The 17217-nt window shown below is 42.0% G+C and carries 23 protein-coding genes; 22 read left to right on the top strand and 1 reads right to left on the bottom strand.

Annotation, left to right across the window (positions count from 1 at the left end; all coding sequences use genetic code 11):
* From AC3WTB_RS05565 to AC3WTB_RS05530, 8 genes are read left to right on the top strand one after another with little or no spacing between them, the layout of a single operon-like run.
* Window positions 1–924, top strand: a complete 924-nt coding sequence (locus AC3WTB_RS05565) for a phage major capsid protein (protein WP_024425904.1) — start codon at window positions 1–3, stop codon at window positions 922–924.
* Between the two features lie 13 nt (window positions 925–937).
* Entirely contained in the window at window positions 938–1321 is a 384-nt protein-coding gene (gene yqbG, locus AC3WTB_RS05560) for a protein YqbG (protein WP_039181000.1), read from the top strand.
* Entirely contained in the window at window positions 1318–1674 is a 357-nt protein-coding gene (locus AC3WTB_RS05555) for a YqbH/XkdH family protein (protein ID WP_039180997.1), read from the top strand. Before yqbG ends, AC3WTB_RS05555 begins: the two co-directional genes overlap by 4 nt.
* The gene (locus tag AC3WTB_RS05550) at window positions 1671–2168 is read left to right on the top strand and encodes an HK97 gp10 family phage protein (protein WP_039180994.1); all 498 of its coding nucleotides are present in this window, start codon (window positions 1671–1673) and stop codon (window positions 2166–2168) included. The genes AC3WTB_RS05555 and AC3WTB_RS05550 overlap by 4 nt, the downstream gene beginning before the upstream one ends.
* A gap of 4 nt (window positions 2169–2172) precedes the next feature.
* The gene (locus AC3WTB_RS05545) at window positions 2173–2628 is read left to right on the top strand and encodes a phage tail terminator family protein (RefSeq protein ID WP_039180991.1); all 456 of its coding nucleotides are present in this window, start codon (window positions 2173–2175) and stop codon (window positions 2626–2628) included.
* Window positions 2615–2827 carry a YqzN/YkzM domain-containing protein gene (locus tag AC3WTB_RS05540; protein ID WP_039180988.1) on the top strand — a complete coding sequence of 71 codons (213 nt, stop codon included), beginning with the start codon at window positions 2615–2617 and terminating at the stop codon, window positions 2825–2827. Before AC3WTB_RS05545 ends, AC3WTB_RS05540 begins: the two co-directional genes overlap by 14 nt.
* 3 nt (window positions 2828–2830) lie before the next feature.
* Window positions 2831–4177 carry a phage tail sheath family protein gene (locus AC3WTB_RS05535; protein WP_126682248.1) on the top strand — a complete coding sequence of 449 codons (1347 nt, stop codon included), beginning with the start codon at window positions 2831–2833 and terminating at the stop codon, window positions 4175–4177.
* 1 nt (window position 4178) lies between these two features.
* On the top strand, window positions 4179–4622 hold the full coding sequence (locus AC3WTB_RS05530) for a phage tail tube protein (RefSeq protein WP_024423257.1): 444 nt from the start codon (window positions 4179–4181) through the stop codon (window positions 4620–4622).
* A gap of 287 nt (window positions 4623–4909) precedes the next feature.
* Here AC3WTB_RS05530 and AC3WTB_RS05525 read toward each other — a convergent pair whose 3' ends face one another.
* Window positions 4910–4966 (bottom strand): putative holin-like toxin, encoded by a 57-nt coding sequence (locus AC3WTB_RS05525; protein ID WP_231730857.1) that lies wholly within the window; start codon window positions 4964–4966, stop codon window positions 4910–4912.
* A 185-nt stretch (window positions 4967–5151) separates the two neighbouring features.
* Between AC3WTB_RS05525 and AC3WTB_RS05520 the strand changes: the two genes are divergently transcribed.
* From AC3WTB_RS05520 to AC3WTB_RS05455, 14 genes are read left to right on the top strand one after another with little or no spacing between them, the layout of a single operon-like run.
* On the top strand, window positions 5152–5592 hold the full coding sequence (locus tag AC3WTB_RS05520; RefSeq protein ID WP_012011040.1) for a phage tail assembly chaperone: 441 nt from the start codon (window positions 5152–5154) through the stop codon (window positions 5590–5592).
* Window positions 5593–5633: 41 nt separating this feature from the next.
* Window positions 5634–5771, top strand: a complete 138-nt coding sequence (locus AC3WTB_RS05515; protein WP_095285871.1) for a hypothetical protein — start codon at window positions 5634–5636, stop codon at window positions 5769–5771.
* Window positions 5772–9908, top strand: a complete 4137-nt coding sequence (locus AC3WTB_RS05510) for a transglycosylase SLT domain-containing protein (RefSeq protein ID WP_492333450.1) — start codon at window positions 5772–5774, stop codon at window positions 9906–9908.
* Window positions 9901–10569: a LysM peptidoglycan-binding domain-containing protein gene (locus AC3WTB_RS05505; protein WP_034282467.1), complete on the top strand. Its 669-nt coding sequence runs from the start codon at window positions 9901–9903 to the stop codon at window positions 10567–10569. The genes AC3WTB_RS05510 and AC3WTB_RS05505 overlap by 8 nt, the downstream gene beginning before the upstream one ends.
* A gap of 11 nt (window positions 10570–10580) precedes the next feature.
* A complete protein-coding gene (locus AC3WTB_RS05500) occupies window positions 10581–11591 on the top strand; it encodes an XkdQ/YqbQ family protein (RefSeq protein WP_099663584.1) in 1011 nt (336 codons plus the stop codon).
* Entirely contained in the window at window positions 11588–11854 is a 267-nt protein-coding gene (locus AC3WTB_RS05495) for a DUF2577 family protein (RefSeq protein ID WP_099663585.1), read from the top strand. Before AC3WTB_RS05500 ends, AC3WTB_RS05495 begins: the two co-directional genes overlap by 4 nt.
* 14 nt (window positions 11855–11868) lie before the next feature.
* The gene (locus AC3WTB_RS05490) at window positions 11869–12291 is read left to right on the top strand and encodes a DUF2634 domain-containing protein (protein ID WP_059375825.1); all 423 of its coding nucleotides are present in this window, start codon (window positions 11869–11871) and stop codon (window positions 12289–12291) included.
* A complete protein-coding gene (locus tag AC3WTB_RS05485; protein ID WP_144490209.1) occupies window positions 12284–13333 on the top strand; it encodes a baseplate J/gp47 family protein in 1050 nt (349 codons plus the stop codon). Before AC3WTB_RS05490 ends, AC3WTB_RS05485 begins: the two co-directional genes overlap by 8 nt.
* The gene (locus AC3WTB_RS05480) at window positions 13317–14240 is read left to right on the top strand and encodes a YmfQ family protein (protein WP_492333449.1); all 924 of its coding nucleotides are present in this window, start codon (window positions 13317–13319) and stop codon (window positions 14238–14240) included. Before AC3WTB_RS05485 ends, AC3WTB_RS05480 begins: the two co-directional genes overlap by 17 nt.
* A gap of 11 nt (window positions 14241–14251) precedes the next feature.
* Entirely contained in the window at window positions 14252–14635 is a 384-nt protein-coding gene (locus AC3WTB_RS05475; protein WP_024423249.1) for a phage tail-collar fiber domain-containing protein, read from the top strand.
* Window positions 14636–14650: 15 nt separating this feature from the next.
* Window positions 14651–15529 (top strand): hypothetical protein, encoded by an 879-nt coding sequence (locus tag AC3WTB_RS05470; protein WP_492333448.1) that lies wholly within the window; start codon window positions 14651–14653, stop codon window positions 15527–15529.
* A gap of 10 nt (window positions 15530–15539) precedes the next feature.
* A complete protein-coding gene (locus AC3WTB_RS05465; RefSeq protein WP_492333447.1) occupies window positions 15540–15869 on the top strand; it encodes an XkdW family protein in 330 nt (109 codons plus the stop codon).
* Window positions 15866–16039, top strand: a complete 174-nt coding sequence (locus tag AC3WTB_RS05460) for an XkdX family protein (protein ID WP_492333446.1) — start codon at window positions 15866–15868, stop codon at window positions 16037–16039. Before AC3WTB_RS05465 ends, AC3WTB_RS05460 begins: the two co-directional genes overlap by 4 nt.
* Before the next feature lie 7 nt (window positions 16040–16046).
* A complete protein-coding gene (locus AC3WTB_RS05455) occupies window positions 16047–17174 on the top strand; it encodes a pyocin knob domain-containing protein (protein ID WP_492333445.1) in 1128 nt (375 codons plus the stop codon).
* Window positions 17175–17217 lie beyond the last annotated feature (43 nt).

Below are 17217 nucleotides of genomic sequence, written 5' to 3'. Positions count from 1 at the left end.
GTGAGAAATCAAGAGTTGATTCGCAAGGCCGAAATGACACTTGCCAGCTTAAAAACCGGCGGTCTCATGAACGCAACCCAATCCAACACATTCATTAGAATGATGCAAAATACACCAACCGTTTTAAATGATGCACGTATCATTCCAATGGAAAGTGATTCACAAAAAATCGAAAAAATCGGCTTTGGCCAGCGTATTTTGCGCCCAGCAGAAGAAGGCAAAGCGCTTGATGCGAAAGACCGTGTTGTCCCAGCGACAAGCACTGTCCAGCTAAATGCGAAAGAGGTCATCGCAGAGATCCACATGACCTACGACAGCATTGAAAACAATATTGAGAAAGACGGCATTCAGCAGACGATTATGCAAATGCTCGCTGAACGAGCAGCCGTTGACATTGAAGAGCTCATCGTCAATGGCGATACGACTTCAGCAGATCCATTTCTAGCTCAAATGGATGGCGTGAGAAAACAAGCAGTATCTCATATCGTAGATGCAAATGGAGCGGAAATCAGCCGCCAAATGTTTAAGCAAGCTTATAAAGCGATGCCGTCAAAATATTTACGCGTTCCTCAGGATTTCCGTTTCTACACATCCCCAAGCTTAGAAGTTGAATGGAAGGATCAAGTAGCAAACCGTCAGACGGGCCTTGGAGATGCGGCCATTCAAGGCGGACTTTCTTCTGCATTCGGTGTGCCGGTCAAAGGTCTTGCCAATATGCAGCCATATGACGAAGCGGGAACAGATGTATCAGATATTTTGCTGACACATCCTAAAAATATTATCGTAGGTTTCTCTCGAAATATTCGAATTGAAGTAGAAAAAGATATTCGCAGCCGTAAATTTATTATTGTCCTCACAGCGAAGCTAGACAGCAAATTTGAGGAAGAGGATGCTGTAGCAAAAGTGATGAAAGTGAAAGAGTAGGTGACGGCAGACCATGATCATTTCTGCTGAAGAACTGCAGGCCTATTCTGTATTTGATCGTGTGAAAAATCGATCTGTAGAAAGACTGACAGCAGATATTATCGAAGCAGAAGCTGCGGTATTTCAGATCGTAGGTCACGATTTCTCAAGCGAAAAATATCAGCCTCTCCCTGAAAAAGCAAGAATCGCATTATTAAAAATGGCCCAATATTTTGCCATGCTGAATGATGACGAATCTATGATGAAAGGCTTTACGTCAGAGAAAATGGGCGATTATTCATATGCAAAGGCAGCTGATCAAGTGAAAGGCAGACCCTATGTATATGCCTTGCTAGTAGATTACATTGAACCAACATTAACTGCCGGCAGTGCCAAACTAAAGGTGAGATCATTATGAGCTATCAATCTCTATTAACAGATCGCTGTGATCTTTTTCACCTTGAACATAAGGAGTCTGCCCGCGGGAAATTTGGAATTCCAGCTGATGATTTACAAATGACACTTTCCTATCCCGACGCTCCCAGCCTGACCGATCTAGCTTGTTATGTCATAGAAAAGAACCAGTCACTTGTGCAAGAAGAGCCGAATACAGTCATTTATCAATCCTATCTTGTCCATTTTCCTTTAGGAAGTGATATTCGCTTGCATGACAAAATGGTGTGGAATGGCGTGTCACTCAAATTACAGCAGCCTAAAAAAGTGAAAAATCATCACATCGAAGTGATGGCAGTCAGGAAGGAAAATCTATGAAAATTGATGGACTTGACCGGCTGATTTCACAACTGCAGACAGCGTGTGGTGGCGGTTTAAAGGCAGAATATCAAGATTGGTTGGAGGACATGGGCCTGCAGTTTTTAGACATCATTCAGGATGAATTAATCAAGGAGAATGCTGTTGATACAGGACGGCTTCTAAGATCCTTTACACAAGGCGACAAGGAGAATCTTTTTTTCCTTTCAAAAGGCGGTCTCACACTTGAAGTGGGAACGCAGCTTGAATATGCCTCCTATGTCAATGACGGACATGCCACTTCTTCAAGTGGAGAGCGAAGATGGGTGCCTGGCAGATGGACTGGCAGCCGCTTTGAATATGATCCGAATGCAAGTACAGGAATGATGCTTGCCTCTCAATGGATTGAAGGCAATGGCTACTGGGATCATGCTGTCATGCTCTATGAGAAAATGTTTGAACAGTCGCTGGATCGAAAGCTGCAAAGCTGGTTCGATCGACATTTTGGGAGGTGATGGAATGAATCAAGAAGTCGGGGCAATCATGCATTATATCTACACACACTTTCCTGTGACAATGTATGATCGTCTTTTGCCAGAACGCTTTCAAGTGCCATCTGTTTATGTGCCGCCTGTGACAGTGATCAGTGGTCCAGATACGGTTTCTACCTTTATGAAATCTTATTCGCTACAAGTGAAAGTCTTTCATATTGATACAGAAAAAGCACATGATGCGGCAGAAACAATCGTTGATGCATTGCTTGCTGATCGTCAAATCATTCAGATGATGAGTGAAGACGGAGAGGTGCTTGATGATTATGTCCGCATAAAAAGAGTGGAAACAAGAATGATAGATCAAGGCGTAGCAGCGATTGTCCTGACATGGGATAGCAGCTATTGGTACAACCGGGACAAACAGGCAAGCCTTGAAGATATCAACTTTTCAGATGGGGTGATCAAACGTGAGCAAGACTAAAAATGCACAGCCCGCTCAAACAGCCGGCGAAGAAAAAGAATTTGGCTTTTCATTTGAAGCCTTAAAGGAGCACAGCAAGGATCTTTTTGGGGTCAAACCAGAAATCCTTGAAGGCGCTCTTTTTTATATAAAAGATCAACCAATTACAAAAACAGAAGCAAAAAAGCACATTGATGCTTTTTTGTCCAAGGAGGTTTAAAGGATGAACGGAGGCACTTTTACACCAGGTACAGAGAAAAAGCGTCCTGGCATTTACTTTAATTTTAAAACAACAGCAGAGCAACGAATTACTTTAGGTGACCGAGGTACGGTGGCACTTCCTCTTGTGATGAGCTGGGGAGAACCAAAAACCTTTATTTCCGTTTCAAATATGGAAGACTTAAATAAGAAGGTTGGACTTAACATTGATGATAAGTCACTTCTTCTTTTCCGTGAAGCAAAGAAAAAAGCGCAAACGGTCTTGCTTTACCGCTTAAATGAAGGGGAGCCGGCTAAAGCCGAAATTGCTGAAAACTTTGTGGTCACAGCAAATTATGGCGGCCTAAAAGGAAATGAGATCACAGTACAAGTGGCAGAAAATGTACTTGATAGCACAAAGCGCGATGTTATCACTTATCTGGGAACAGATATTGTGGACAAACAGGTTGTCACTGATGTCAAAGATCTTGTGAAAAACAAGTACGTTCAATTTTCTGGTGAAGGTGAAGCAGTCATCACAGCTGGTGTGGCACTAAGCGGCGGGAAAAACGGCGTGGCAAGTGTTGCAGATTATACAGCTTTCCTAGAAGCAGCAGAAACAGAATACTTCGATGTCATTGCCCTTCCAGTCGATAATAGTGAGCAATTAAAAGCAACCTTCGCTTCATTTATCGATCGTTTACGTGATAAGCAAGGACGTAAGGTGCAAGGGGTTGTGGCTAATTACGCAGCTGATCAAGAAGGAATCATCAATGTGACAAGCGGTGTTGTACTCGAAGATGGAACAGAACTAACACCTGCTCAAACAACAGCATGGGTCGCAGGTGCAAGTGCCGGAGCAAACTTCAATCAGTCACTCACCTTTGTTGAATACGAAGGAGCAGTCGATACATTAGAACGCCTTGACAATGATCAAGTAGAATACCGATTATCACAAGGGGAGTTCATTTTCACCTTTGATGCGAGAGATCGCACGGTGAGTGTTGAAAAAGATATTAACTCCTTGACAAGCTTCACAGCTGAAAAGAACCAGCAAATGGCGAAAAACAAAATCATTCGTGTGCTTGATGCGATCAACAATGATTTAACTTTCGAATTAAAAAATCTGATTAAATTACGCAAAGCCAATGGCAATGACATTCCAGCATCAGATGATGGTGTGCAGCTTGTGAAAACACTGATTACCCAGTATCTCACACAGCTTCAAGATGGCAGCGGCATTACAGGCTTTAACTCAGAAACAGATATCGTGATCGGCCTCAATGAAGATCGTGATGGATTTATCATCGATTTAGCGGTTCAACCAGTAGATGCAGCAGAAAAATTCTATTTCAATGTGGAGGTGAAGTAAGATGGCTTTTAAAGCGCAAAATACAATTTCAGGTAAAGAAGGTCGTCTTTTCTTAGAAGGTGAGGAGCTTGCATTTATCAAAACCTTCGAAGCAAACGTGGAGAAAAACAAATCAGAAGTGAACGTCATGGGCCGCCGAATGACTGGCCATAAAACAACGGGAGCAAACGGAACAGGAACGGCAACCTTTTATAAAGTTACATCTCGTTTCGTTCAATTGATGCTCAATTACGTGAAAAAAGGAGAAGATCCATATTTCACTCTTCAAGCTGTCATTGACGATAAATCATCAGGCCGTGGCACTGAGCGTGTGACATTATTTGATGTCAACTTTGATTCAGCTAAAATCGCTGGATTGGATGTTGATTCAGAGGCGCTTGAAGAAGAAGTTCCTTTCACGTTTGAAGACTTTGATCTTCCTGAGAAGCTGAAGAATACTTTCTAAGAAAAGTGGAGGAAATCAGCTAATTAATTAGCAAATTAAAAACTGAATATGCTATAATGCAGTTGTAATACAGCCGTCTTGAAGCCGTCTAAATTTCGTCTGGCAACGTCTTGTATTCGATTCATTAAAATATGTTTACATGCAAAGCTATTTGCATACAATAAAAAAAGCCAGGATGCTCTAACATCCCGGCAATGTACAATGAGGCCCTCAAAGGGGCTGGCTAATCAATTTAGATAGTTTTTAGGATAGACTTCCCCTTCAACCGTCCAAAGCTCAAGGGGAGTCTATTTTTTGTTTATATACGTCAACAAAGTAAGGATAAACATCCCGAATAAAAACATGAGGGAAATCGCTTCAAATGTTGACATATGCATCACCCCCTTCCTATCGGGGATGAGCCAGACGCCCTTGAGCAAGCCATTCAATTGTACAATTAAAATTATACATGAAAAGATTGGAAAGCACATTCAAAAAATGGATGTGCTTTTTTGCATTCAAAAAAACATAACAAAGGGAGTTTTTAAACATGAGTGAAAAACAAACATTTGATCTTTCATTTTTTATGCCAGGACAAACAGTAGAAGCGGAAGAAGTCAAAGTACCGATTTCTAAGCGTTTTGTTGATAAAAAAGGGAATGTCATTCCTTTTGTCTTTAAAGCTATTACAACTGAACGTATTGATGAACTGGAAAAAGAAAACACAACCTTCAAAAATGTCAAAGGCAGAGGACGTGTGAAAGACTTAGACAGCCAGCGCTTCTACGCACGTATTGCAATTGAATCGACGATTTACCCAGATTTCCGTTCAAAGGAATTAAGAGAAGCCTACAGCACACAAGATCCAGTTGAAGTAGCAAAACGTGTCCTGTCAGTTGGCGGTGAATATGCGAACTGGTTAAACAAAGCAATCGAAATCAACGGATTCGAAGATGAAATTGAAGATTTAGAAGAAGCAGCAAAAAACTAATAAAAGATGGGGATAAAGAAGCCGTGTTTTTATATTACGCGATGCACGAACTTCACTACTCCCCATCTGAACTCCTTGATTTATACGAATCACCAAGACCATTCAAAGCATTCCTTTTCGGACTGATCAGCTACAAACTAGACATGCTAGAAAAAGAAGCAAAGAAAGGAGGTAAGTAAATGGCGAAACTTACAGCACGATTTGAATTAGAAGACCGGGTGTCGAAAAAGCTATTACGCATTCAAAAACGGTTTCAAACGTTTGAGAAGCAGCTCAAACCATTTAGAAAACCGGTGAAAATAAGCCTAGAAATGGATGAAAAGAAGCTGAGAAATCTCACCTTATCGCTCCGGAAAATTTCAGCTGTTTCCATGACGCTGGATCAGGGAATCTATCGTGATCTAAAATCATTAAAAAATCAGTTAAATATGTTACCGAATCATATGGTCATATCCATTCAAGCAAAGGGACTGGATGTCATTAAATCCAGCATAGATCGTTTGAAACAAGTGGGGACAAGTCCCATGATGATGACGTTTAAATTGAACGATCAATTATCAGGTAAAATATCATCAATCAAAAAATCAATCCTTCAGCTCATCAACAGAACGTACTATATGAGATTAAACATGGTTGACCAAGCCACCGCAGCAATTCAACGAATCAAAAAGACACTCAAAAGCTTGACGATGTCCAAACACGAAATCAGAGTGTCTGTTCAAGACAATGCAAAAAGTAAGCTGAAAAAACGAGATCAGGCAGAGTCTGTTGTGAAAGAAAAAACCATAAAAAAAGAGCCTGAGGCTGCTAGTCCGTCAGCTAAAACGGATGAACCTAAACAGAGTTTGCTACAGAACTTTGCCAATAAAGGATTAAATGAAATTCAAAAATATGCAGGTGACGTTGCAGACAAAGTGAAGGAAAAATTGAGTCCTAGAAAGTTTTGGGATGAAAAAGCACTTCCTTGGGTTGAAAATAAAATAGAAGAGTACAAACAAGATGTGATCGGAAGAATTAAAGAGAAGATTAAATTTAATCCTGAAGAAAAACTAGATCAATGGGTGAAGACTGGATTAGATCGCCTCTTTGGTACAAGTGATCAATCAAGCGAAAATAGCAGTACCACTCCGGCACCAACAACAGCGCCAACAACAGCGCCAACAACAGCTCCGACAACTGCACCAACATCAACACCATCTAATTCGGCACCTAAAACGCAGCCTAAGCCGAGAGGTGGAAAAGGTTTGTTTCGCAGTAGTTGTTGCCCTTGTTGTGCAAGAGGTATAAGCAGCCGAGGATCGACTAAAGCGAGAAATGGCCGTTCACCGAGACGACCAACAAATCCAAATGCCACATCAAGAACCGAAATGAATAGAAGGTCTCCAAGTAAATTAGGGAAACTGAAAACAAATGCAGGTAAGTTATTTGGAAAAATCCCTAGTGGACTAAAGAAAGGTGCGGGTATCGCAGCTTCAGTTGGTGGCCTTACGGGTCTAATGAAAGGTGGCAAGGGGTTAAGTGGACTAGGGGATGCGGTGAAAAATATCGGTAAAGGGAGCGGCAAATTATTAAAGAAAGTACCTATTCTAGGTGGTTTACTTAGTGCAACAAATTTAATCGGTATGAAAAAAGAGAATGCTGGTGAAAAGATCGGTACGACTGGAGGCGGTATCGCCGGCGGGATGGCAGGTGCAGCAGCAGGTGCAGCCATTGGAAGCGTAGTTCCAGGAGTAGGTACAGCTATCGGTGGTCTAGTAGGCGGCATCGCTGGAAGTATGGGCGGCGAATCTATCGGTGAAACGATCGGAAAATGGTTTGATGGCGGCGGATTTGAAAAGATTCGCCAAAAAGCCATTGAAATCAAAGACCAAATTGTTGAAGTTTGGTCAACAGTTGCGACTTGGTTCTCAGAAAATGTCTGGACACCATTAAGCAGCACGGTTGTCACAGTAGCAACGACCATCTGGTCAAGCCTAGTCAATGCCTGGACGTGGATCCAAGAAACATTCAGTACAGTTGCAGGGTGGTTTATTGAAAACGTCTGGACACCGTTAAGCGGTACAGTCGTTACGGTAGCAGCGACCATCTGGTCAAGCCTAGTCAATGCCTGGACGTGGATTCAAGAAACATTCAGTACAGTCGCAGGGTGGTTTATTGAAAACGTCTGGACACCGTTAAGCAGCACAGTCGTTACGGTAGCAACGACCATCTGGTCAAGCCTAGTCAATGCCTGGACATGGATTCAAGAAACATTCAGTACAGTCGCAGGGTGGTTTATCGAAAACGTCTGGACGCCACTAAGCAGCACAGTCGTTACAGTCGCTACAGGAATTTGGACGGCATTATCAAATGCATGGAAAAAAATACAATCAATCTTTGGAGTTGTATCGACATGGTTTATGGAGAATGTGTGGAATCCACTTGTAGATACGGTAGGAACCATTAAAGACAGTTTCGGGGAAAAGTTTGAAGAAGCGTATAAAGTCGTGACAGATATATGGGATGGATTATCCAAATGGTTTAAAGATAATATTCAGACACCGATCGTAAAAGTGGCAGGTGCCATAAGTGATGGATTTTCTGCAGCATTTGGCTGGGTAAAAAAGATTTTTGACAAAGCAGGCGGTATTGTAGATGTAGTAATAAATTGGGTCGTTGGGAAGAAAAAACCTGATAATAATGCCACAGGCGGCTATATCACTCAGCCAACCTTATCATGGGTCGGTGAAGCAGGTAACGAATTTGTCATTCCAACTCAAAATAACCGAGGACGCGGAAAGATGCTGCTGGCACAGGCAGCTTCTCAACTTGGAATGTCTGTTGTACCAAGCGGAGCGGCAGGAAATTCAGTGTCAAGCTCTCCAGCTCCTACAGCAGTAGCTGCATCATCTTCTGTCGGTTCAATAGACGGATCGGTCTCGGTGACGGGGGACATTCAAGCCTCCAGCATTGGCGAGCAATTTAATAACGATTTTGAACAGGGGTTAAATCGTAAAGTAATCTCCCTTGATCAATGGAAACAAAAGAATATTCAGCAGCCGTTTGGTCAATTGACATCAGACTCAGGAAAGTATGGTCAACAAACGGTTTCAGCTTTTGCAAATGGTCAGCAGATGACACCAACAGGTACAGCCAGCTTCTTGCAAAGTCGTGTAAAAACACCATACCAACAAGTCATGACCGCATCACCAACTTGGGGTTCTGGAACGGTTAGTGGTTTTGCAGCAGGCCAAAATGCCACATCAATTGGCACGAGCCAATACGTAGATCAACACATCAAACAACCATTCCTGCAAGCAAAACAAGAATCACCAAGCTGGGGTTCAGGAATGATTGACGCCTTTAATAACGGCATGCGTTCCAAAGGAAGCGAAGTCACGCAAGCGGCCAAAGAAATGGCGAAGAAAGTAGAACAGGCGTTTAGAGAGGAATTAGACATTCATTCCCCTTCACGCGTCATGATGAGTCTTGGGAAATTTGCATCAATTGGTGTCGTCAAAGGGCTCGACTCAGTTGATGTGAAAAAGTTTGCTGAAAATCAAGCTGGTTCATTAATCGGTGCCTTCAGCGGTATGGGAGCTTCAGGGCTTAATATTAAACAATGGCTCATGGCGGCCATCATGGCAACTGGCACATCTATGAGCTGGCTTCCAGGTCTGATGACCATCGCGCAGCATGAGTCACGTGGAAATCCGAGAGCGATCAACTTATGGGATTCCAATGCCAAAAAGGGAACACCTTCTAAAGGTTTAATGCAAACCATTGGAACGACGTTTAACGCCAATAAAGGCAAGGGCATGAATGACATTTGGAACCCAATTCATAATGCCGTAGCAGCCATTAACTACATTAAGGGCAGATATGGAACAGTCTTCAACACGCCGGGATTACGAAGTATGAGAAGAGGCGGCCCTTATAAAGGCTACGCAAATGGCGGATTGATTACTCAAGAGCAGGTGGCTAGAGTCGGTGAAGGAAACAAACGTGAATGGATTATTCCCGAGGAAAGAGGCATTCGCGGAAGGTATTTATTGACGCAGGCAGCTAAGGCACTTGGGATGCAAGTATATGATCCATCAAATGCATCTGCTCCTTTACCAGAAGCACAGATGCAGCAAGTCACCTCAGCTCAGTCAACAGGCAGTACAACATCATCGTCAGGTAATAAACAAATCACGATTCAATTCAATGGAGATCAGCATTTCCATAATGGACAAGATCAACAATCGCTAGTCGAAAAAATTAAACAAATGCTTGTAGATGAACTTGAAGTAGAGCTTCATACAGGAACGAAGGGGGTCGTGATTGATGGGTAAATCAGTGTATCAATTGTGGATTTCCCAAGGAAAGGACAAGTTGCGATTCCCTGTCCTTCCATCCGAACTCGAAATCACAAATAACGTACAAAATGAAACGGTAAAGGTCGCTTCTTTTGGAGAACTGACTTTTATTGACGTACCATCGGCTAAACAAGTATCATTCACCTCATTATTTCCTAAGAAATATTCGCCGATTGCTGAATATAAAAGTATTCCATCACCAGAGAATGCAATCGCGAAAATTGAACGAATGATGCGTTCTAAGAAATCCGTGCGGTTGATTGTAACTGGGACAAAAATCAATATGACGTGCAGCATTGAAAGCTTCACCCACAAGGAAGGGTCATATGATATTGGAGATCGTGAATTTACGATCGAGTTAAAAGAATATAAAACCGCATCTCCTAGGAAAATCAAACGGAAGAAAAAAGCAAAACAAACGAAAAAGAAACGGCCTTCAAAAACACCACCAAAAATGTACACCGTCAAAAAAGGGGATACGCTATGGGCCATTTCTGGCAGGTTTTATGGCGACAGTACAAAATGGCGGCGTATTTGGAATGCCAATAAGTTAGCGATGATTAAACGTAGCAGACGTAATATTAAGCAGCCGGGGCATTGGATTTTCCCTGGACAAAGGTTAAAAATACCACAATAGGGGGGCTGGCATTGATCGAGCTTTTTGCCATCAGAAGCGGCACCATGTATGAGCTTGTCACAGAGAGTGTGACACTTCAGGGGCAAAGGTATCAAGCCCCTCGCTCAATTCAGGCAAATATTATCACAAAGCAAGGCAGTCAAACTTATTACCGTGTCTCGGAAGGGGACACGGTTCTTTTTAAATGGAAAGGAAAAGAGCTTTTTAGAGGCATCGTTTTTTCCCGGACACCTGTTGAAGGGAAGATGACTTTTACCGCATACGATATGCTTCAATATTTGGTGAAAAACCAAGATGTCTATGTTTTTTCAAATCAAAGAGCAGATCAAATCTTAAGGCGGATTGGAGCTGACTTTCAAATTCCAATGACCTCAATCGCCAATACAGGACATGTCATCAAATCACTAGTCTTTAAAAATGATACGAGCCTGTATGACATGATATTGAAAGCATTGAAAGAAACGAAGCGGCAGACGGGAAGAAACTATCAAATCTATTCTGCTAAAGGCAAGATGGGGCTGAGAGCCTGGCCTGATCCAGAGGACGTATGGGTCATTGAATCAGGCGTCAATCTCATCAGCTATCAATACAGCACCTCGATTGAAGAGACAGCCACTCGTGTTAAGATGCGTACGTCTGCTGATGAACAGGGGAAGAATAAGAAAAAAGGGAGTAAATCCGAGATTGTTGTGGTCGAACAGGATAAAGCCGGTCAGAATAAATACGGTATTTTACAGCATGTTGAGACAGTCACGGGGCAAATTAACCAGCCGCAGCTGCAAAAGAGAGCAAAAGTACGGCTGGCAGAGAAAAAAGGCGTCAAACAAGAAGTCAAAAGCATCCAAGCGCTAGGAATTCCTGAGCTGCAAAGCGGTCTCCCAATCTATTTGAAAATTCCTGAAATCAACGTAAAAAAAACTTACTGGATCGATCAAGACAAACATGAATTCAGTGGGGTGAAACACACCATGACAATTGATGTTGTTGAGAAAAATTCAATGCCAAAGGGTGATCAAGCGTGAGATTAAGTGAAGCGATTAAACGATTGGCAGTGAATGCAGTAGACGCAGAATCTCCAATCGATCTTGTCATTGGAGAAGTCACGGCGGTTTCCCCGCTGAGCATCCGATTAAATGAGAATCATAAGCTGACCATTCCAGAAGAATTACTGATTTGGCCGAAGCGCTTAAATAAGGGTGAGGATGATGAGCTGAAAAGAGGAGACAGTATTATGGTGCTTGCAATGGCAGGAGGACAGTCCTTTTACATCATCGACAAATTGTAAGGGAGGTGATGAACGTGGCACTTTCACCAGAGGAAGAAATCGAGGAAGTAGAAGAAGACGAAGAGGTTGAAACCTCGACGACGTATCGAATAGATTTTGAAACTGGCAGACTGACAGGCGAAACCATCTCAGGTATTGAAGCAATCCGGCAATTTATTTATATGACACTTAGGACAGAGCGGTATGCACATCCTATCTACAGTCACGACATTGGCACTGAAATTCAGGAGCTGTTGACGGATACAGAAGCCACGGATGAATACAAAGAAATGGAGATTCCAAGGCTGCTAGAGGAGGCACTGCTCGTTGACGAGCGGATTGATCATATTGAAGAGTTAGAGGTCACAAAGCAAAATGACTCGTTTCATGTCAAATTAGCTATTGTCACAGATGAGGGAACATTAGAAATAGAGGAGGTGATGGAGGGCGATGTTTGAGGAACAGACGTACGAAGCATTAATGGAAAGAATGCTGGACAGACTGCCAGATGATATAGATAAAAGAGAAAACAGCGTGATTTGGAATGCCTTGGCACCTGCTGCCGCTGAACTGGCCCAATCCTATATTTGGCTTGATCAAGTGTTTGAGCTGGTCTTTGCAGATACAGCACAAGGAGAGTTTCTAGATCGGCGGGCTGCTGAAGTAGGAATTGAAAGAAAACCAGCCACTAAAGCGGTTTGGTCAGCGGCCATTCAGCCAGAAAATATCAATATTCCAGCTGGCTCACGTTTTTTTATTGAAGACGTTTATTTCCAATATTCGAAGGATGGCACGCTAGAATGCGAGACACCTGGTAAAGCAGGCAATGTTCAATTAACAGATCAGCCGCTGCTGTCACTTGATACAATTCCAGGACTTGAATCGATTACGATGAAAGAACTGGTCATACCTGGTCAAGAGGAGGAAGATGACGCTTCATTATACGATCGATATTTAATACGTGCGAGGCGAGAGGCTGTCAGTGCCAACAGGGCGCATTATAAAAAATGGGCTGAGGAAGTAGCTGGTGTTGGCAGAGCGAAAGTGTTCCCGCTTTGGAACGGAGAAGGGACGGTCAAAATCGTCATCACAGATGGCAATCTAGATGTTGCATCAGACCTTCTTGTCAAAAGGGTACAGGAATATATCGACCCAGTGCCAGGTGAAGGAGAAGGACAAGCGCCTATCGGTTCAAAAGCAACCGTTGAAAGCGCCAAATGGCTGGATATCGACATAGAAGTGGCTGTCGAACTTCAAATGGACTGGACCCTTGAAGGAGCTCAGAAAGAAATAGAAGAAAAGGTCAAGACGTTGTTGAAATCAATCGCATTTGAAAAGAGTACCATTCGAATGTCCGCCTTAAATGATATTCTGTATCATTCAGAAAGTGTGTCAGATTATGCAGATGTGTTATTGAATGGCGAGTCGAAAAACTTAGTATTACAGGACATTGAGATTCCGCGTCTTAGGCAGGTGAAGGTTATTGAGCAAACAGGATGAAATGAAAAACTATTTGCCGCCATATTTTACAGAAATTTATGAAGTGGATCACCTGCTCAAGACAGAGGCACCGGAATTTGAGCAATTGGACGAATCCATTTTCGACTTAACGGATCAGTTCTTTCCTTTAACAGCGACATGGGGATTGAATAGATGGGAAAGAATGCTGAAGGTGCAGCGGGAATCAGATGATTCAATTGAACTGCGCAGGGCACGCTTACTCAATATGATGTCAAATATTCCGCCAATCACGTATCTTTCATTAGAGAAATCAGTTAATCGCTTTCTTAAAAATCCAAGTGCTGTCATCCGTCTCACAACCAATCGTTATCACTTCGCCTTACGTGTGAACCTTGATGATCTGCAAAACACGAGATATATTGTAGAAATTCTTGAAACGTTAAAGCCTGCTCACTTGGCTTATACGTTCACGGCTTTTCATCATACCGACGTACATGAAAAAAATGATCATCACGTGAGGCTCACACTGCGAAGCAGGGTGGGTTTTTTCGATCATATCCCGATTTTACTCAATGGTGAATTTGTCTTAAATGGTACGTTTTATCTCAGTGGAACACGAGGTACAACGGATGTGCCTGCTCGTTTTCGGCATTCATTAAACATGAGACTGCGGCTTCAACATCAGTCAGAAACAGCACAGCGCATGAACTATGTCATGACTGGAGCGGTACATGAAACGAAGCAAGGAGCGGCATTGACTTTACGCACAAAAAATCATCTTCAGCATCAAACCAAAAAGAAGATGACATTCCGTCTGCCAGTACATGTCCAAACTGAGCAGGGTGGAAGCTTACTAATCAAGGACCATTACTGGATTCTTGATGGATCTGTTCCGCTGGACGGATCAAAAATGCTCGCAGCAACTTCTAAAAAAATAGATTTATAAGGAGGATCACAATGGCTGATCAATTAACCGTAACAACACTGTATGCACGTCAACAAATGGCAAAGGCAAGAGCAGAAGGAACAAAACTCACAAAAGTCGTCAAAATGGCATTTGGAAATGGGGGAACGAAGGATGGAAAACCGATCTCACTAGACGGCACTGAACAAAAACTCAAAAAAGAACTAGTCCAAAAAAATATTGATTCATTTACTTTCATGGAACCAGCAAAAATCCGCTACACCTGCACGATTGCCGAAGGAGAACTGGCAGGAGAAGTGATCAACGAACTAGCACTTGTCGACGAAGACGGCAAATTCACCGCCATCCGCACCATGACAGACAAACAAAAAGACGGCGACATCGAATTTGTTTTTGAGATTGATGATATTTATTAATGGGGGGGAAATGAAGTGGACATAAAATCACCTTTACCGTTTGAAACCACTGACAAAGCCCATGCCAACTTGTTTAATCAGATGGTCGACACACTTGTAGAGAATGACAATGCGCTTAGTAAACAAATTGCAGGTATCACAAATGAAAGCTTTTTCAAGCTAACAGGGGATCAAGCCATTCAAGATGCGACAATCAGCGGCGAGGAATATCCAATAGGGATTACATTCATGGATATTGGTCAAGCCAATGATACGGGATACCCTACAAGATTCGGCTTTGTGAAAAATGAAAAATATAGTAACTTTCGATTTGTTCAATATTACTATGGGACAGGAAACGAAGCAGGAAGTTATTTTGATAGCACAGGTACGTGGTGTCGTCACTGGTGGACAGGATCGGGTTGGACCGACTGGCATAAGCTCTCTGGGTTCTGTCATGCCAATATAGGTACAACTGGGAAGCAGTTATTAACCAAAGGAGAGTATCAAAAAGTTCTTTTTAATCGAAAAATAAAAGACAGTCATAACAATTTTGATATCAAAAATAATCGCTTTATCTGTCCTGAAAACGGAATGTATTCAGTGAATGCAGGTGTGTATATTGAAAGCTTTCAACGGTATGCCAACTTTGAATTATCGATCTATTTAAATGGAAAAAGATATAAAAATATTTCACATCAAAGACAAAGTCCGACAAGCCCATCTGATACGTTGAGTTTTAGTATGGGACTTTATGGTTCTGCCAATGTACCGGCTAATAAAGGGGATTATTTAGAAATTTATATGTATGCAGGATATGACGGAGACGTTAGTCGTTATATATCAGATAACTCAGGCTGGTACAACTATTTTGACATTACAGAAGTAGGCGGCCGAAATTTCCCGAGAGTATAGGAGGGTTCTGATGATTTTATATGAAGCTATTAAGTATAAATACCCTGATGCGGATCCGCAAAAGGATTTTGAACTGAGAAATGACGGCGACGGTTCATATATAAGTGAGTGGTATCTAGACGTGCCAAAGCCAATGGTAGAAGAATTAAAAAAATGGTGGGAAGAATCACAAGCCAACCCGAGGTATCAACCACCTCTTCCACTAGATTATCTAGCGCAAGAAGTAGCAAAAGAAAAACTGATGAGAAAACAGATAGAACATCAATGTGATCTTCTATCAAACGAACTAAAAGCGCTAAAAAATGAGATCCTTTTCATTAAAGGAGAGAGTGAATCATGAATTATTGGGTCATGGCATTATATTTTCAATGGGCGACACCTGAGCTAGTCAAACAAGCAATTGAACTGGGGGATTGTTCAATGGAAGATCTAAATGAAGGATATGAGCAAAGGATGCTCACTTTAGAGCAGCTGAAAGAGATTGAACCAAATGTTAAGGCAAGGGAGTGAAGAGCGATTGGATATCAAAGAACCAAAACCTTTTGAAGTGAATGATAAAGCGCATGCAGATCTGTTTAATGACATGGTCAACGTACTACTTGAAAATGATACTGGACTAGTAGAACAACTCTTAAAACATACAAATGATGTGAGAATACATGCATCTGAAATAGAAAAGGAGAAATGGAATGAATCACAGAGTTATAAGATTACAGCCGATAATGGAAGTCAGCTAATCAATATTCCAGCCAATGCTAGAATTTTTGACGCAATTAAAGGAAAAGGAACATGTACATTTTATGCAGCTGCGGGTGTGGAAGATTCTCCTTCCCTATCGAATGTCTCGATAAGAGGCATGCAGACGGTAGGGGAGGAGGGTAGTGGAACTGGCTTTGCGATTGATCGTTCAGGTAATGCATATTCTTTCTATTATCATACCGGTGATACGTCGATTACATGGACAAAGCTGCCTACAGATAGCGATAGGGCCAGATGGGATAACGGTCAATTAGTAAAAATCACACAAGATAATGGAAAGCCCATTTATCATGGATTTGCTAGCGAAACAGACTATAACACCCTCACTCAGACAGGAATGTACCTCATTTATAACCAAGGTATAAACGGTCCATCATCCTTTAATCGAGTGTTTTTGTTGGTCATGAGTTATGGCACTACATTAGTGCAAATAGCATATGAATCTGTATATGGGAAGAACACATACTTTAGAGTTCTTAAACACAATGCAGAATCATGGACACCATGGGAGAAGCAAATCACACTATCAGATTTATTGGAAGGTTCGTGGGAAACGCCTAAAGAGATTAAAAGCAATTGGAAGGAATATGACCCTATTAATTTGCCAGTAAAATATCGCAAGAATCTTCTAGGTGAAGTTGAGATAGTAGGAGCTGTAAAAGGTGGGACATTAGGAAATAATGCAGTGTTTAATTTGCCTGAAGAATATCGGCCGAAACAGGCAATGCATTTTGTAGGAGTCGCTTCAAGTATAGGGACTCCAGGAGTCCCGCAATTCCATCGTACCCTAATAGATAAAGAGGGTAATGTATGTGTGCAATCATCTTCAAATAACGCCAATCCTACTGAGTTTATTACATTTGGTTTTAAGTTCAGCACAAGATGAAGCTAACAAAACCAATATTTATAGCTGAAATATAAAAGGAGAA

The organism is Bacillus sp. EB106-04-04-XG123, assembly GCF_058791855.1.
This window is presented reverse-complemented; position numbering and strand designations above follow the sequence as displayed.

Coding starts and splice junctions, on each gene's coding strand:
- yqbG (WP_039181000.1), top strand. CDS start 938: ATGATCATTTCTGCTGAAGAACTGCAGGCCTATTCTGTATTTGATCGT.
- AC3WTB_RS05555 (WP_039180997.1), top strand. CDS start 1,318: ATGAGCTATCAATCTCTATTAACAGATCGCTGTGATCTTTTTCACCTT.
- AC3WTB_RS05550 (WP_039180994.1), top strand. CDS start 1,671: ATGAAAATTGATGGACTTGACCGGCTGATTTCACAACTGCAGACAGCG.
- AC3WTB_RS05545 (WP_039180991.1), top strand. CDS start 2,173: ATGAATCAAGAAGTCGGGGCAATCATGCATTATATCTACACACACTTT.
- AC3WTB_RS05535 (WP_126682248.1), top strand. CDS start 2,831: ATGAACGGAGGCACTTTTACACCAGGTACAGAGAAAAAGCGTCCTGGC.
- AC3WTB_RS05530 (WP_024423257.1), top strand. CDS start 4,179: ATGGCTTTTAAAGCGCAAAATACAATTTCAGGTAAAGAAGGTCGTCTT.
- AC3WTB_RS05520 (WP_012011040.1), top strand. CDS start 5,152: ATGAGTGAAAAACAAACATTTGATCTTTCATTTTTTATGCCAGGACAA.
- AC3WTB_RS05515 (WP_095285871.1), top strand. CDS start 5,634: ATGCACGAACTTCACTACTCCCCATCTGAACTCCTTGATTTATACGAA.
- AC3WTB_RS05510 (WP_492333450.1), top strand. CDS start 5,772: ATGGCGAAACTTACAGCACGATTTGAATTAGAAGACCGGGTGTCGAAA.
- AC3WTB_RS05505 (WP_034282467.1), top strand. CDS start 9,901: ATGGGTAAATCAGTGTATCAATTGTGGATTTCCCAAGGAAAGGACAAG.
- AC3WTB_RS05485 (WP_144490209.1), top strand. CDS start 12,284: ATGTTTGAGGAACAGACGTACGAAGCATTAATGGAAAGAATGCTGGAC.
- AC3WTB_RS05475 (WP_024423249.1), top strand. CDS start 14,252: ATGGCTGATCAATTAACCGTAACAACACTGTATGCACGTCAACAAATG.
- AC3WTB_RS05465 (WP_492333447.1), top strand. CDS start 15,540: ATGATTTTATATGAAGCTATTAAGTATAAATACCCTGATGCGGATCCG.
- AC3WTB_RS05460 (WP_492333446.1), top strand. CDS start 15,866: ATGAATTATTGGGTCATGGCATTATATTTTCAATGGGCGACACCTGAG.